Source organism: Pseudomonas sp. FBCC-B1565, assembly GCF_059133265.1.
Genome location: NZ_CP101438.1, coordinates 2,382,406 through 2,396,176, shown reverse-complemented (window position 1 = coordinate 2,396,176; position 13,771 = coordinate 2,382,406). Strand labels below are relative to the sequence as shown.

The 13,771-nt window shown below is 63.6% G+C and carries 13 protein-coding genes; 7 read left to right on the top strand and 6 right to left on the bottom strand.

What is annotated here, in order from left to right:
* Positions 1-7: 7 nt before the first annotated feature.
* Complete coding sequence (locus tag NL123_RS11355; protein WP_248482446.1) at positions 8-550, bottom strand: Csu type fimbrial protein; 543 nt, start codon at positions 548-550, stop codon at positions 8-10.
* Positions 544-1,041, bottom strand: a complete 498-nt coding sequence (locus tag NL123_RS11350; RefSeq protein ID WP_494358298.1) for a Csu type fimbrial protein — start codon at positions 1,039-1,041, stop codon at positions 544-546. The genes NL123_RS11355 and NL123_RS11350 overlap by 7 nt, the downstream gene beginning before the upstream one ends.
* Before the next feature lie 215 nt (positions 1,042-1,256).
* Between NL123_RS11350 and zapE the strand changes: the two genes are divergently transcribed.
* Complete coding sequence (gene zapE / locus NL123_RS11345; protein WP_248482448.1) at positions 1,257-2,351, top strand: cell division protein ZapE; 1,095 nt, start codon at positions 1,257-1,259, stop codon at positions 2,349-2,351.
* A gap of 39 nt (positions 2,352-2,390) precedes the next feature.
* Positions 2,391-3,692: a protein kinase gene (locus tag NL123_RS11340; RefSeq protein WP_494357787.1), complete on the top strand. Its 1,302-nt coding sequence runs from the start codon at positions 2,391-2,393 to the stop codon at positions 3,690-3,692.
* Positions 3,693-3,735: 43 nt separating this feature from the next.
* Here NL123_RS11340 and NL123_RS11335 read toward each other — a convergent pair whose 3' ends face one another.
* Positions 3,736-4,443 (bottom strand): YebC/PmpR family DNA-binding transcriptional regulator, encoded by a 708-nt coding sequence (locus tag NL123_RS11335; protein WP_071493480.1) that lies wholly within the window; start codon positions 4,441-4,443, stop codon positions 3,736-3,738.
* 100 nt (positions 4,444-4,543) lie between these two features.
* Positions 4,544-5,401, bottom strand: coding sequence for a LysR substrate-binding domain-containing protein (locus NL123_RS11330; protein WP_248482452.1), 858 nt, complete (start codon positions 5,399-5,401; stop codon positions 4,544-4,546).
* Positions 5,402-5,511: 110 nt separating this feature from the next.
* Here NL123_RS11330 and NL123_RS11325 point away from each other — a divergent pair, with 110 nt between their 5' ends.
* The 3 genes from NL123_RS11325 to NL123_RS11315 all read left to right on the top strand — a co-directional run bounded on the left by NL123_RS11325 (position 5,512) and on the right by NL123_RS11315 (position 8,129).
* Positions 5,512-6,633, top strand: coding sequence for a 2-aminoethylphosphonate--pyruvate transaminase (locus tag NL123_RS11325; protein WP_248482454.1), 1,122 nt, complete (start codon positions 5,512-5,514; stop codon positions 6,631-6,633).
* Positions 6,630-7,457, top strand: a complete 828-nt coding sequence (gene phnX, locus NL123_RS11320; RefSeq protein WP_248482456.1) for a phosphonoacetaldehyde hydrolase — start codon at positions 6,630-6,632, stop codon at positions 7,455-7,457. The genes NL123_RS11325 and phnX overlap by 4 nt, the downstream gene beginning before the upstream one ends.
* Before the next feature lie 114 nt (positions 7,458-7,571).
* The gene (locus NL123_RS11315) at positions 7,572-8,129 is read left to right on the top strand and encodes a cytochrome b (RefSeq protein ID WP_071493484.1); all 558 of its coding nucleotides are present in this window, start codon (positions 7,572-7,574) and stop codon (positions 8,127-8,129) included.
* On the opposite strand, the gene NL123_RS11310 is transcribed toward NL123_RS11315, so the two are convergent.
* Together NL123_RS11310 and NL123_RS11305 are read right to left on the bottom strand one after the other, a co-directional pair.
* Positions 8,119-9,003, bottom strand: a complete 885-nt coding sequence (locus tag NL123_RS11310) for a 1-aminocyclopropane-1-carboxylate deaminase/D-cysteine desulfhydrase (protein WP_248482458.1) — start codon at positions 9,001-9,003, stop codon at positions 8,119-8,121. The two genes, NL123_RS11315 and NL123_RS11310, sit on opposite strands and share 11 nt — an antisense overlap.
* A 57-nt stretch (positions 9,004-9,060) precedes the next feature.
* Entirely contained in the window at positions 9,061-11,100 is a 2,040-nt protein-coding gene (locus tag NL123_RS11305) for an oxidoreductase (protein ID WP_494357786.1), read from the bottom strand.
* 212 nt (positions 11,101-11,312) lie between these two features.
* Between NL123_RS11305 and NL123_RS11300 the strand changes: the two genes are divergently transcribed.
* Complete coding sequence (locus NL123_RS11300) at positions 11,313-12,443, top strand: carbon-nitrogen hydrolase family protein (RefSeq protein ID WP_248482462.1); 1,131 nt, start codon at positions 11,313-11,315, stop codon at positions 12,441-12,443.
* Positions 12,440-13,468: an AraC family transcriptional regulator gene (locus NL123_RS11295; RefSeq protein ID WP_248482464.1), complete on the top strand. Its 1,029-nt coding sequence runs from the start codon at positions 12,440-12,442 to the stop codon at positions 13,466-13,468. Before NL123_RS11300 ends, NL123_RS11295 begins: the two co-directional genes overlap by 4 nt.
* Positions 13,469-13,771 lie beyond the last annotated feature (303 nt).

The following is a 13,771-nucleotide window of genomic DNA, read 5'->3' as shown; positions in this document are numbered from 1 at the left end:
TCTTGAGTTACCAGTCCAGTGTCACCGTCAACGTGTCGGTGTAGATCCCTGCCGGTAAGGCACTGGTATTTGCCACCACGGAGCCAAACACCGGGATCGGTATCTGGGTGCCCTTGGCCACGACAAAATTGCGTTGTTGCCCGATGCTATAGGTGCTGTGCCCCTGCGGGTCGGCGGACAGTCGATAAGGAATCATCTGGCGCCCATTGCTCAGGCGCCGAGTGGTGCCATCACCGTTGGTGCCGCCGTCGATGGTCACGGTGAAGCTCGAGACCGAGGGGTTGCACGACACCGCCAAGGGCGCCTTGTCGCCCGCGGTGACGCCAGCACCCAATGGATTGTTCCAGGTCGGACCCTGACTGCCGAAGTCGAGCATCGCCGTGCCGCCCGTGGGGTTGACCGGCGCGCTCTCCACGCTTTTGCTCACTTCGCAACTGGCGGTGATCACCAGCCGCGCCTGGATAAACCCGCTGGCGACAGCCGCCTGCACGTCATCTGCCAGCACCAGCAGGCCACCCATGGCCACCAGGGCCAGGCAACGGCTTACCATGTCACCGTCACCTTGAGCAGGTCGGTGTAGCGGCCGACGGCGGGGATCTCCTTGAGCGGCTCGATGCGACCATAGAGCGGCAGGTCGACGAAACCTGCGTCCGGCACCCGGCCGCTGAGCGGCACATCCACGGGCAACGGCACGCGCCGCGCCGCGTCGGCATAGATGCGATAGGGAATGGGCTGGGTCGATGTAGTAGCACTGAGGTAGCGCACTTCACCGGTGCCACCATGCAGGCCGCCATCGACGCGGACCTGGTACGGCGTGTCGGGGTTGCACTCCAGGCGCGGTTGGCGCTGGCTGATCAGCGCCGCACTCAGGGGCCCGGCCGGGTCATCCAGACGCGGGCCGCTGCCGAAATCCAGTACGCCCAATTGCTCGATACCAGCGCTGCGGGTGGTGCCCACCAACTGGCAGCCCCGCTGCACGTCGATACGCACCTCCACCTGGAGCTGTGCACCGTAAGCCGCGTTGCAGAGCATTGCGCCCATGACTGCCAATACTGCTCGTCCCTTCACTGCCCCAAATCCTTGTACACGGGTGACTGCTGTGTAGGAGGTTAGTCACTCAGCGAGAAACTGCCAGTCTGGACAGGATTGCCGGCGTGAGATGCTTTTTCGAGATAGCTGGCAGCGCCCTTCTCTATTGGTCAAAACGCGACGAGCGTCCTAAAGTGAGCGACCACCGAAATACAGAGTGACTTGCATTGGCCGCGCTTTCCCTGATCCGTCGCCTGCTCGGCCAAAAGCCCGGGCCCCTTGGCGCTTCGCCCATTCCCGCGTTTTTTCAGCAAAAGGCCGCGCAACAGGGTTACACCCTGAGCACCGGTCAAACCCGCGCAATTGCTGCCCTGGCCCGGGAAACCCAACAACTGCTCGTCGGCCAGCCCGCCCGCAGCCTGTACCTCCACGGCCCCGTAGGGCGCGGCAAAAGCTGGCTGCTGGACGGGTTCTTCCAGGCGTTGCCGATCGCCGAGAAGCAGCGCGTGCACTTCCATGATTTTTTCGCCCAACTGCATCGCGGCATGTTCACGCACCATGCGCAGGACGATGCCCTGGCCGCGACGCTCGATGAGCAGTTGGCAGGCTGCCGGGTGCTGTGTTTCGACGAATTCCACGTCCATGATATCGGCGATGCCATGCTGATCACGCGGCTGTTCAAAGCCCTGTTCGAGCGCGGTGTACTGGTGTTGGTGACGTCCAACTATGCGCCGCAAGGGTTGCTGCCCAACCCCCTGTACCACGAGCGCTTCAAGCCGGTGATCGACCTGATCGCAGCGCGCATGGAGGTGCTGGAAGTCAGTTCGCCCCAGGACTTTCGCAGCCTGCCCCAGGCCCGGAGCGCGCAACGTTTCACCTGCGGCCAATACGTCTGGCCGGGCACCCCGGGGCAGCGGGCGGCGCTCGACCTGCCCGCCGTAGACAGCCCGCCCCGCCCCCTGGGCGTCGGCCATCGGACTTTGATGTGCCGCCGCCATCAAGGGCGCAGCATTGCCTTCACCTTCAACGACCTGTGCGAACAACTGACGGCGGTGATGGACTACCTGCTGCTGTGCCAGGACTACGACCACTGGATCATCGACGGCCTGCCTCAACTGGCGAACTGCCCGATTGCCGTGCAGCAGCGCTTTATCAACCTGGTGGATGTGCTTTACGACCGCGACAAGCACCTGGTACTGATCGGCGAATTACCGCTCGAGGTTGCCTTGAGCGGCCAGGCCATCGACCTGGCCCGCACCGCCAGCCGTCTTGGACAATTGCAGCAGGCCCCCCCGCAACCCGCGTCCGACCCGGTATCATGAGCGCCTTCCACGCCTTCTTGCCGAGTGACCGCGCCGTTCATGAATACCCTCGCCCAACTCAAGGCCGGCCAATTGGCCGGCATCACGCGCCTGGACCTGTCCTGCGGGCTGACCGAATTCCCCCGGGAAATCTTCGAACTGGCCGACTCCCTGGAAATCCTCAACCTCAGCGGCAATGCCCTGCGCAGCCTGCCCGAGGACCTGCACCGCCTGCCGCACCTGCGTGTGCTGTTCTGTTCGGACAACCTGTTCACCGAACTGCCGGCGTGCCTCGGCCAATGCGCCAAACTGAGCATGATCGGCTTCAAGGCCAACCAGATCAGCCACGTACCCGCCGCCGCGTTGCCGCCGCTGTTGCGCTGGCTGATCCTGACCGATAACCGCATCAGCCAACTGCCCGAGGCATTGGGCGAACGGCCATTGCTGCAAAAACTGATGCTGGCCGGCAACCACCTGACGCACCTGCCGCAAAGCCTCGCCGACTGCCACAACCTCGAACTGCTGCGCATCGCCTCCAACCGCTTCACGCGCCTGCCGCAGTGGCTGTTGACGCTGCCGAGCCTGACCTGGCTGGCCTACGCCGGTAACCCGGTGGAAATGGCGGTGACGGTGGCGGGTGAATACACCACGCCGGACATTCCCTGGTCCGAACTGGAACTGGCCGAAGTACTGGGCGAAGGCGCGTCCGGCGTGATCCGCAAAGCACAGTGGACACCCTCAAACACACCCGTCGCCGTCAAGCTCTATAAGGGCAGCATCACCAGTGACGGCTCACCGCTGCACGAAATGCAGGCCTGTATCGCCGCCGGGCTGCACCCCAACCTGATCAAGGTCGAAGGCCGCGTGGTCGGCCACCCCGATGACCAGGCCGCCCTGGTGATGGACCTGATCGACCCGAGTTACCGCAACCTCGCGGCACTGCCGAGCCTGGCGTCGTGCACCCGGGATATCTACACGCCGGACACCCGTTTCAGCCTTGACGTGGCGTTGCGCATCGCCCGTGGCATCGCCTCGGTCGCGGCGCATCTGCACCGGCACGGCATCACCCATGGCGACCTGTATGGCCACAATATTCTGTGGAATGAAGCAGGTGACTGCCTGCTCGGGGACTTCGGCGCCGCGTCGTTCCATGCCACAGCGGACACCGAGGAAACCAGGGCGTTGCAGCGTATTGAAGTGCGCGCGTTCGGGATTTTGCTGGGGGAGTTGCTGGAGCGGGTTGAGGAACAGGTGAGCGGTGAATGGCTGACGCTACAAGCAAGGTGCTGTCAGCCCGATGTGCTGGCACGGCCTGGATTCGAAGAGATCGAAGCCATCCTGGCCTCTATCCAACTGCGCTGACCCGATGTGTGAGGGGGCAAGCCCCCTCACACATGTTGAAGGTTCAGCCCGCCAGGCCGACGAACATATCCTGCACGTCATCATGGTTGTCCAGGCCTTCGAGGAAGGCTTCGACTTCCGCCATCTGCTCATCGCTCAAACCGCTCACCGGGTTCTTCGAGAGGTAGCCAAGCTTGGCCGACAACACGGTGAAACCCTGCTCCGGCAAGGCTTTCTGCACGGCGTCGAGGTCGGTGGTCTCGGTAATGAACAGGGTGGTGCCCTCTTCTTCGCCTTCTTCGAAATCCTGGGCGCCGGCTTCAATGGCGGCCATTTCCGGATCGGCGTCCGGGCTGTCCGGCGAGGCTTCGATCAGGCCGACGTGGTTGAAGTCCCAGGCCACGGAACCGGAAGCGCCCAGCTGGCCCTTGCGGAACGCCACGCGGATTTCCGCCACGGTGCGGTTGATGTTGTCGGTCACGCACTCGACGATCAGCGGCACCTGGTGCGGGGCAAACCCTTCATAGGTCACGCGGTGGTACTGCACGGTTTCGCCGAGCAGACCGGCGCCTTTCTTGATGGCGCGGTCCAGGGTTTCCTTGGGCATCGAGGCCTTTTTGGCCTGTTCCACCACCAGACGCAGGTGCGCGTTGGTCGCGGTGTCGGCGCCATTGCGGGCGGCGATGGTGATTTCTTTCACCAGCTTGCCGAAGATCTTGCCCTTGGCATTGGCTGCCGCTTCTTTATGTTTGACTTTCCACTGTGCGCCCATGACTCACTCTCTTTATGTCCATCGCGCCGAAACGTCTACTGGCCGGCGCTTTGGGGGCAGAGTTTATAGCGCAAGAACGCATCGTTCCACCAAAAAACCGTCAGGGCGCCAACTCGAAAAACGCCTGGATCAGGCGCAATGCGCGGCGCCGTTCCATGCAGCCGAGCAGGTGACGGTTCACCAGGCCATCACCCTGGATCGGCACCGCGCACACCCGCGGGTCGGGGCTGACCTCCATCGACGACACCACCCCAACGCCCAATTCGGCAGCCACGGCTTCCGTCACCGCCTCGCGACTGTCCAGCTCCAGCAGCACCCTGGGCTGTACACCGGCAACGAGGCAAGCACCGTCAAACGTGCGCCGGGTGATGGAGCCGGGTTCACGCAGCACCATGATGACCTCATGCAGTTGCTCCAGCTGAACACCCTCGGCCTGCCTGACCCACGGATGCGCCACCGGCACCAGCGCGCAGATCCGCGATTCGGCCAACGGCTGCAAGTGCAGGCCATTGCGCGGCTCCACCTCGGTCAGTACCGCCACGTCCGCATGCTCGGACAGCAACGCCGCCAGGGTTTCCTGGGCGTTGCCAAGGCGCAGATTGACCGTGATCCCGGGATAACGCGCACGCAGGCTGGCAATCATCGGCATCACCAGGTGCGGACCGTCCGCCGCCACTTCCAGGCGCCCGGTGAGCAATTGGCGATTGGCTTCCAGCAGGGTCTGCGCCTCGTCCACCAGACCGAAGATCGCCCGAGTGATGGCCGCCAGGCGCGTGCCTTCCTCGGTCAGTTCCACGCGCCTGGCGGTGCGACGCAACAGCGCGATCTGGTAGTGCTCCTCCAGGGCCTTGATATGCCCGGTCACCGCCGGCTGGCTGATGAACAGCCGCGCCGCCGCACGGGTAAAACTGCCCTCGCGGGCCACCGCATCGAATGCACGCAGTTGGAACAGGTTCATAGCTATCGGCCTCACTGATAGCTCGCATAACAACAAACAATTTGATTGATGACAAGCCAAACTGCAATTTAGGCGCCGTAGATTCAACCGATGCTTCGCGAGGATTTGTAATGACGACGCCCATCCTGCTGACCCCCGGCCCCCTGACCACCTCGAACCGCACCCGCCAGGCCATGCTGGTGGATTGGGGCTCATGGGACGACCGCTTCAACCAGCTCACCGCCAGCGTCTGCGAACAGTTGCTGGCAATCATCGATGGCGCCGCCAGCCACCATTGCGTGCCCTTGCAAGGCAGCGGCACCTTTGCCGTCGAAGCGGCCATCGGCACCCTGGTCCCACGCGACGGCAAGGTGCTGGTGCTGATCAACGGCGCCTATGGCAAGCGCCTGGCGAAGATCTGCGAAGTACTGGGCCGCGAATTCAGCACCTTCGAAACCGCCGAGGACCAACCCACCACCGCCGCCGATGTGGACCGCCTGCTGCACGCCGACAAGGCCATTACCCACGTCGCGCTGATCCACTGCGAAACCAGCACCGGCATCCTCAACCCCTTGGCCGAGATCGCCCAGGTGGTGAAACACCACGGCAAGCGCCTGATCGTCGACGCCATGAGTTCTTTTGGTGCGCTACCGATCAACGCCCGCGAAGTACCGTTCGACGCATTGATCGCCGCTTCAGGCAAGTGCCTGGAAGGCGTGCCGGGCATGGGCTTTGTCTTCGTCGACCAACAGGCGCTGGCCGCCGCCCATGGCAACTGCCACTCCCTGGCAATGGACCTGTTCGACCAGCACAGCTACATGGCCAAGACCGGCCAATGGCGTTTCACCCCGCCGACCCACGTGGTGGCGGCCCTGCATGAAGCACTGCTGCAATACGCCGAAGAAGGCGGCCTGCGCGCACGTCATCAACGCTACGCCAATAACTGCCAGGCACTGCTGGACGGCATGGCCGAACGGGGCCTGCGCAGCTTCCTGCCGGCGGACATCCAGGCGCCGATCATCATCACCTTCCACGCCCCGCAGGACCCGCGCTACCACTTCAAGGACTTCTATGAACGGGTCAAGGCCAAGGGTTTCATTCTGTATCCGGGCAAACTGACCCAGGTGGAAACCTTCCGCGTGGGCTGCATCGGCCATGTCGATGCCAGCGACATGCACGCCGCCGTCACCGCCATCGCTGACGTACTGCAGGCCATGGGTATTACCCTTTCATCGATTGGAGCACACGCATGAACTATCAAAACCCCAACACCCTGCAAGCCGTGATCCTCGATTGGGCCGGCACCGTGGTCGACTTCGGCTCCTTCGCACCCACGCAGATTTTTGTCGAAGCCTTCGCCGAATTCGACGTGCAAGTCTCCATCGAAGAAGCCCGTGGCCCGATGGGCATGGGCAAGTGGGACCACATCCGCACCCTGTGCGACCAGCCGCAAGTCGCCGAGCGCTACCGCAACGCCTTCGGCCGCACGCCCACCGACGATGACGTGACGGCCATCTACCAGCGCTTCATGCCGTTGCAGATCGAGAAGATCGCCGAACACTCGGCGCTGATTCCCGGCGCCCTCGACACCCTCGCCCGTTTGCGGGTGCAAGGCATCAAGATCGGTTCGTGCTCCGGCTACCCCAAGCAAGTGATGGACAAGGTGGTCGCACTGGCCGCCACCAACGGCTATATCGCCGACCACGTAGTTGCCACCGACGAAGTGCCCAACGGTCGCCCATGGCCAGCCCAGGCCCTGGCCAACGTGATTGCGCTGGGCATCGACGATGTGGCGGCGTGCGTGAAGGTCGACGACACCGTGCCGGGCATCCTCGAAGGCCGCCGCGCCGGGATGTGGACCGTCGCCCTGACTTGCTCCGGTAATGCCCTGGGCCTGACCTACGAACAGTTCCGTGCACTGGACGCTGCCACACTGGCCAGCGAGCGCAAGCGCATCGAGGCGATGTTCGCAGGTTCACGGCCGCACTACCTGATCGACACCATCAACGACCTGCCTGCGGTCATCACCGACATCAATGCGCGCCTGGCCCGTGGGCAAATGCCGCAGAGCTACTGATAGAGGTCAACATCACGGCACTTACCCCAGGCAAACCGCTCAAAACCGGCATACAGTAGAAGGACTCCATCGCCAAAGAATGGAGGTTTGCCCTGATGAGTGAGGAACCCAGCGATGCCGTGGAAAAACTCCGATACACGCTACAGCACCATGTCGATTGCGTTGCACTGGTTGATGGTGGTGCTGCTGGCGGTGGTCTACGCCTGCATTGAGTTACGCGGCCAGTTTCCCAAAGGCAGCGGTGCGCGAACGTTGATCGTCGAGATGCACTTCATGTTCGGCCTTACCGTGTTTGTGCTGGTGTGGTTGCGCCTGTTCGCACGCAGCCTGGGAGTGGCGCCGAAGATCGTACCGGCGCCGCCGCCATGGCAGAGCCTGTTGGCGACGCTGATGCACGTTGCGCTGTACGCGTTGATGATCGGCATGCCGATTGCGGGTTGGCTGATTGTCAGCGCCGAGGGGCATTCGGTGATGTTCTATGGCATGGAATTGCCGCCGCTGATCGCGGAAAACAAGGCGCTGGCCAAGCAGATTGAAGGCTGGCATGTGCTGTTCGGCAAGATCGGCTACTGGTTGATCGGGCTGCATGCGCTGGCCGGGATCGCCCACCATTACATCCTGCGGGACAACACCGCGTTGCGGATGATGCCGGGCAAGCGCGCTAACCCTTGAAGCCTCGCTGGCCTTGCAGCCCGCCGGTGTGGACGAAGACCAGGCGAGTGCCGGGGGCGAAGCGCCCGGCTTCGATCCGGGTCTTCAAGGCCAGTAACGCCTTGCCGGTGTAAAGCGGCTCCAAGGGTACGCCGCAGGCCTGCTGGGTGGTGTCGATGAAGTCGAGCAACTCGGGGTCGACTTTGGCGAAGCCACCTCGACTGGCGTCCAGCAGTTCATAGCCTCCCTGCACGATGGCCTCGACGTTCTGCGCCACACCGTGATCGTCCGGCACCGCCATGGCGCCGTACACCGGGTGCGCGCCCGCCTCTGCCAGTGCCAGGCCGCCCAGCGTGGTGCCGGTGCCTGCGGCCAGCCACCAGCCGTCGTAGTCCGCCCAGCCCACGCTGTGCAACTGTGCACGCACCTGCTCGACCAGCACCGCGCAACCCAGGGCGCCCTCCCGACCACCGCCGCCCTCGGGCACAGGGTGCAGGTGGGGATACTGCTCACGCCACGGCAACCAGAAACCGGGTTCATGCCGCACGCGATAGCCGCCATAGCCCAGCCAATGCAGCTGCATGCCGAAGGCTTTCAGGTCGAGAACGGTGGGGGTGTCTTGCGGGTGCCCGCGCAGCAGGCCGACGGTGGGGAAACCGAAGCGTGTGCCGGCGGCCGCCAATGCATGCAGATGGTTGGAATAAGCCCCGCCCAGGCTGATGAGGCCGCGAGCGGCTTGCGCCTGCGCCAGGTGCCCGGTGAGCTTGAACCACTTGTTGCCGCTGATCAGCGGGTCGATGCGGTCCAGGCGCAACACGGCCAGCTCGACACCTCTGAGCCAATCCAGGTGCAGCGGTTCAAGCGGTGCGTGGGGAAGCCAATCGAAGGGACCCATCGGGCGGGATCTGCATGAAAAACGGGGCGGTAGTCTACCACCGCCCCGGCCAGGGTCTTACAGCTCGGCGGCGAGGCGCGAGCCCTGGTTGATGGCGCGCTTGGCGTCCAGCTCGGCCGCCACATCGGCGCCGCCGATCAGGTGCACGTTCTGGCCGGCGGCGAGCAGGCCGTCCTGCAGTTCGCGCAGTGGGTCCTGGCCGGCGCAAATCACGATGTTGTCCACCGCCAGCACCTGGGGTTCGCCTTCGGCGCCAATGCGAATATGCAGGCCTGCATCGTCGATCTTCAGGTACTCGACACTGTTGAGCATCTGCACCTGCTTGTTCTTCAAGCCGGTGCGGTGGATCCAGCCGGTGGTCTTGCCCAGGCCGTCGCCGACCTTGGAGGCCTTGCGTTGCAGCAGGAACACGTCACGCGCCGGTGCATGGGGTTGCGGCTTGATCCCGGCCACGCCGCCACGGGCTTGCAGCCGGGTGTCGATGCCCCATTCCTTCCAGAATGCTTCGCGGTCCAGGCTGGTGGAAACGCCCTGGTGCACGAGGAATTCCGACACGTCGAAACCAATACCACCCGCGCCGATCACCGCCACACGCTTGCCGACCGGTTTGCGCTCCAGGATCACATCCAGGTAGCTCAGCACCTTGGCGTTGTCGATGCCCGGAATCGCTGGGGTACGCGGTGCGATACCGGTGGCCAGGATGATCTCGTCGTAGCCACCCGCCGCCAGTTGCGCCACATCCACGCGGGTGTTGAGGCACAGCTCCACATGGGTGGTCTGCAATTTGCGTTTGAAGTAGCGCAGGGTTTCGAAGAACTCTTCCTTGCCCGGCACCCGCTTGGCGATGTTGAACTGGCCGCCGATCTCGCTGGCGGAGTCGAACAACGTCACCTGGTGGCCACGCTCGGCGGCCACCGTTGCGGCGGCCAGGCCGGCAGGACCGGCACCCACCACGGCAATCTTCTTGATCTGCTTGACCGGCAGGTAGTTGAGCTCGGTTTCGTAGCACGCCCGTGGGTTGACCAGGCAAGTGGTCAGCTTGCCGCCAAAGGTGTGGTCCAGGCAGGCCTGGTTGCAGCCGATGCAGGTGTTGATTTCATCGGCGCGGCCGGCGGCGGCCTTGTTGACGAACTCCGGGTCGGCCAGGAACGGGCGCGCCATGGAGACCATGTCGGCATCGCCCTCGGCAAGAATCTGCTCGGCGATTTCCGGGGTGTTGATGCGGTTGGTGGTGATCAGCGGAATCTGCACTGCACCGCGCAACTTGGCGGTGACTTTGCTGAACGCGCCACGCGGCACCTTGGTGGCAATCGTCGGGATGCGCGCTTCATGCCAGCCGATACCGGTGTTGATGATCGTCGCACCGGCGCCTTCGATGGCCTTGGCCAACTGCACGATCTCTTCCCAGGTGCTGCCACCTTCCACCAGGTCGAGCATCGAGAGGCGGAAGATGATGATGAAATTCGGGCCCACGGCCTCACGCACGCGGCGCACGATTTCCACGGCCAGGCGCATGCGATTTTCGTAGCTGCCACCCCAGCGGTCGGTGCGATGGTTGGTATGGGCGGCGAGGAACTGGTTAATGAAGTAGCCTTCGGAACCCATGATTTCCACGCCGTCGTACTCGGCGACCTGGGCCAGCAGCGAGCAGGTGACGAAATCCTGGATCTGCTTTTCGATGCCCTCTTCGTCCAGTTCCTTGGGCTTGAACGGGTTGATCGGCGCCTGGATCGCACTCGGCGCGACCTGTTTGGGGCTGTAGGCATATCGGCCGGCGTGGAGGATCTGCATGCAGATCTTGCCACCCGCCGCGTGCACCGCCTGGGTCACGATCTTGTGTTTCTGCGCTTCTGCGTCGGTGGTCAGCTTGGCCGCGCCGGCATACACACCACCCTCGTCATTCGGGCCGATGCCGCCGGTGACCATCAGGCCCACACCGCCCCGGGCGCGCTCGGCAAAATAGGCAGCCATGCGTTCGAAACCGCCGGGTTTCTCTTCCAGGCCGGTGTGCATCGAGCCCATCAGGGTACGGTTGCGCAAGGTGGTAAAACCCAGGTCCAACGGGGCCAGCAGATGCGGGTAGGCAGCAGCGGTCATGGTCAAGCTCCACAACGGATCATCACGGGGTGTGACGGGCTCGTGCGGCCCGCCATCGGTTTATGTCCCACAGACTAAAAGGCGGTGGATGACGGCTCAATGACTGAAACTGACAAGTTATTGATCCAAATGCACAGCGCCCCTTGGCAAGCCCGCCCATGGGCCCTACCCTAGTCGGCGAACCCTGCACACGGTCTGTTGTCTGTTCCCCCATGCGTAAACTTCTTGCTTTTACCGTCTCCCTGGCGCTGGTTGCCGCCATCGCCGCGTATCTGGTCTGGACCCAGGAGCGCCCCGTGGCGCATTACCTGTCGGACCTTCGGATCACCCTGGCCGTCAACGAAGGCCTGCCTGCTGACCGCGGCAACCTGCTGGGCATCCAGCCGGAGCTGTTTCCCGCCGACTACCAGAGCCTGGAACGCCTGCACCTGAAGCTCGCGGCCTACCTGCAAAAAGCCCGGGACCAGGGGCTGATCAACGACAAGACCATCGTGGTGCTGCCCGAACATATCGGCACCTGGCTGATGCTCACCGGCGAAAAGAACGAGGTGTACCAGGCGCTCCATGTGAAGGATGCGATGAACTGGCTGTCGGTCAGCAACCCGCTGCTGTTCGCCCGCGCCTGGATCAGCGCCACCGGCGACAACCGCACCGACGACGCCTACCTGCGCATGAAAGCCTCGGGCATGGCGCGGGACTACCAGCTGTTGTTCGGCGGTCTGGCCAAGGAGTTCGGGGTCACCCTGGTGGCCGGCTCGATCACCCTGCCCAACCCCAGCGTCAGCCAAGGGCAACTGCAGGTCGGCCATGGCGCCTTGTATAACGCCAGCGTGGTATTTGCCGCTGACGGGCTACCGATCGGTGACCCGCAGCGCCAGCTCTACCCGATCTACGATGAGCGCGGCTTCATCAAGCCCGGCGATGAAAACGTCGTCAGCGTGGTCGACACCCCGGCCGGGCGCCTAGGTGTACTGGTCGGCAGCGACAGCTGGTACCCGGACAACTACCGCAAGCTCAACGAACAAGGCGCGCAATTGATCGCGGTGCCAGCCTTTGTGCTGGGGCGCGACACCTGGGACCGCCCTTGGCGCGGCTTCAAAAGCGTGTCCACCCCGACCGAAATCAGCCTCAAGCCCGAAGAACTCAGTGAGGGCGAAGCCTGGCGCCGTCTTACGCTGATCAGCCAACAGCCGATCAGCCAGGCCAGCGCCGGCATGAGCGTGTTCCTGCGCGGGCAGTTCTGGGACCTGGGCACCGCCGGGCACAGCTTTCTCAGCAGCAACGGGCAAATCAGCGCCGATGGCGAGGCCCGTGGCGCGCGCTTGTTGAATATCTGGTTGTGAAACCGGTACGGCTGGGGGACCTGTCGGTGGGCTTCGTGCACAGCCTGGCCGATGCCATCCACAGCCACGGCCTGGACCCGCAGCCGCTGCTGCTGCAATACGGACTCGACCCGGCGCGCCTCGCCGAAGCCGGTGCACGCTTGTCGATCCCGCGCTACATGCGCCTGGGCCACGCCGCCATCCAGCTCACCGGCGACCCAGGCCTGGGCCTGCGCATGGGCCAGCTCAGCCGCTTGAGCCAGGCGGGGCTGGCCGGTGTCACCGCGGCCCAGGCGCCCACTGTGCGGGAGGCGGCGCGCGCGCTGACCCGCTTCGAGGCGCTGTATGGCTCCAACTATCGCGGGCAGTCGAGCTTCGTCGAGGATGCCGAGGGCGCCTGGTTGCGCTTCTACTCCATCAGCCCCTACAACGCCTACAACCGCTTCGTGGTGGACTCGATCATCGCCGGCTGGCTGCATCAGTTGTCGAGCCTGGCCCAGCAACCGGTGCAGGCGCAGCGCATCGACATTGAGTTCGAGGCGCCGGAGTACAGCGAACGCTACGACGCGCTGGGAGACGTTCACTTCGGCGCCGACGCGAATCAACTGCGCCTCGACCAGCACACCCTGGCCCTGCGCAACCCGCAGCACTGCCCCAGTACCTGGAACCTGTTGTTGCAGCTGTGTGAGCGAGAGTTGGAGCAACTGACCCGCACCCGCAGCCTGCGCGAGCGCATTACCCGTTTGCTCGGGCCGATGCTCAATGGCGGCCGGGAACCCGACCTCGAAGAAGTGGCGGCACGCTTGAAGCTGCCGACCTGGACGCTGCGCCGCAAACTGGCCGATGAAGGCACTCAGTTTCGCGCGATTCTCAACGATACCCGCCGCGACCTGGCCATGACCTACATTCGCGATACGGAACTGGCGTTCGGCGAGATCGCCTACTTGCTCGGTTTTGCCTCGGCCCAGGCATTTCAACGGGCGTTCAGGCGGTGGAACAACCAGACCCCAGGGGAATTTCGCCGCAGTCAGCGGCATTCCGCCTGAAGTCTTTTTTACAGCTCTGTTGCATCGTCTGCCGGTTCCAGCGGGTCCAACTCAATCGCGTGGTACTCGAGCAGTTCTTCCTGGTAATCGTCCATGCCGGACTCCTTCTTGCGTTAACAGGGGTTGCAGATAAATGACCTGCATCACCAGCCTAAAGTGCCGTGATGACGAAAAAATGTCGACGTCATGACGTTCCTGCACTCAAGGATTAAACGTAGCAGCGTTGCAGGGATTTAGCACCTGACGACCGAGGAACTATTGCAATCATTGCAATTGCAATCAAATACAGATTTACATTAGGGT

Coding starts and splice junctions, on each gene's coding strand:
- NL123_RS11355 (WP_248482446.1), bottom strand. CDS start 550: ATGGTAAGCCGTTGCCTGGCCCTGGTGGCCATGGGTGGCCTGCTGGTG.
- NL123_RS11350 (WP_494358298.1), bottom strand. CDS start 1,041: ATGGGCGCAATGCTCTGCAACGCGGCTTACGGTGCACAGCTCCAGGTG.
- NL123_RS11340 (WP_494357787.1), top strand. CDS start 2,391: ATGAATACCCTCGCCCAACTCAAGGCCGGCCAATTGGCCGGCATCACG.
- NL123_RS11335 (WP_071493480.1), bottom strand. CDS start 4,443: ATGGGCGCACAGTGGAAAGTCAAACATAAAGAAGCGGCAGCCAATGCC.
- NL123_RS11330 (WP_248482452.1), bottom strand. CDS start 5,401: ATGAACCTGTTCCAACTGCGTGCATTCGATGCGGTGGCCCGCGAGGGC.
- NL123_RS11325 (WP_248482454.1), top strand. CDS start 5,512: ATGACGACGCCCATCCTGCTGACCCCCGGCCCCCTGACCACCTCGAAC.
- phnX (WP_248482456.1), top strand. CDS start 6,630: ATGAACTATCAAAACCCCAACACCCTGCAAGCCGTGATCCTCGATTGG.
- NL123_RS11315 (WP_071493484.1), top strand. CDS start 7,572: ATGCCGTGGAAAAACTCCGATACACGCTACAGCACCATGTCGATTGCG.
- NL123_RS11310 (WP_248482458.1), bottom strand. CDS start 9,003: ATGGGTCCCTTCGATTGGCTTCCCCACGCACCGCTTGAACCGCTGCAC.
- NL123_RS11305 (WP_494357786.1), bottom strand. CDS start 11,100: ATGACCGCTGCTGCCTACCCGCATCTGCTGGCCCCGTTGGACCTGGGT.
- NL123_RS11300 (WP_248482462.1), top strand. CDS start 11,313: ATGCGTAAACTTCTTGCTTTTACCGTCTCCCTGGCGCTGGTTGCCGCC.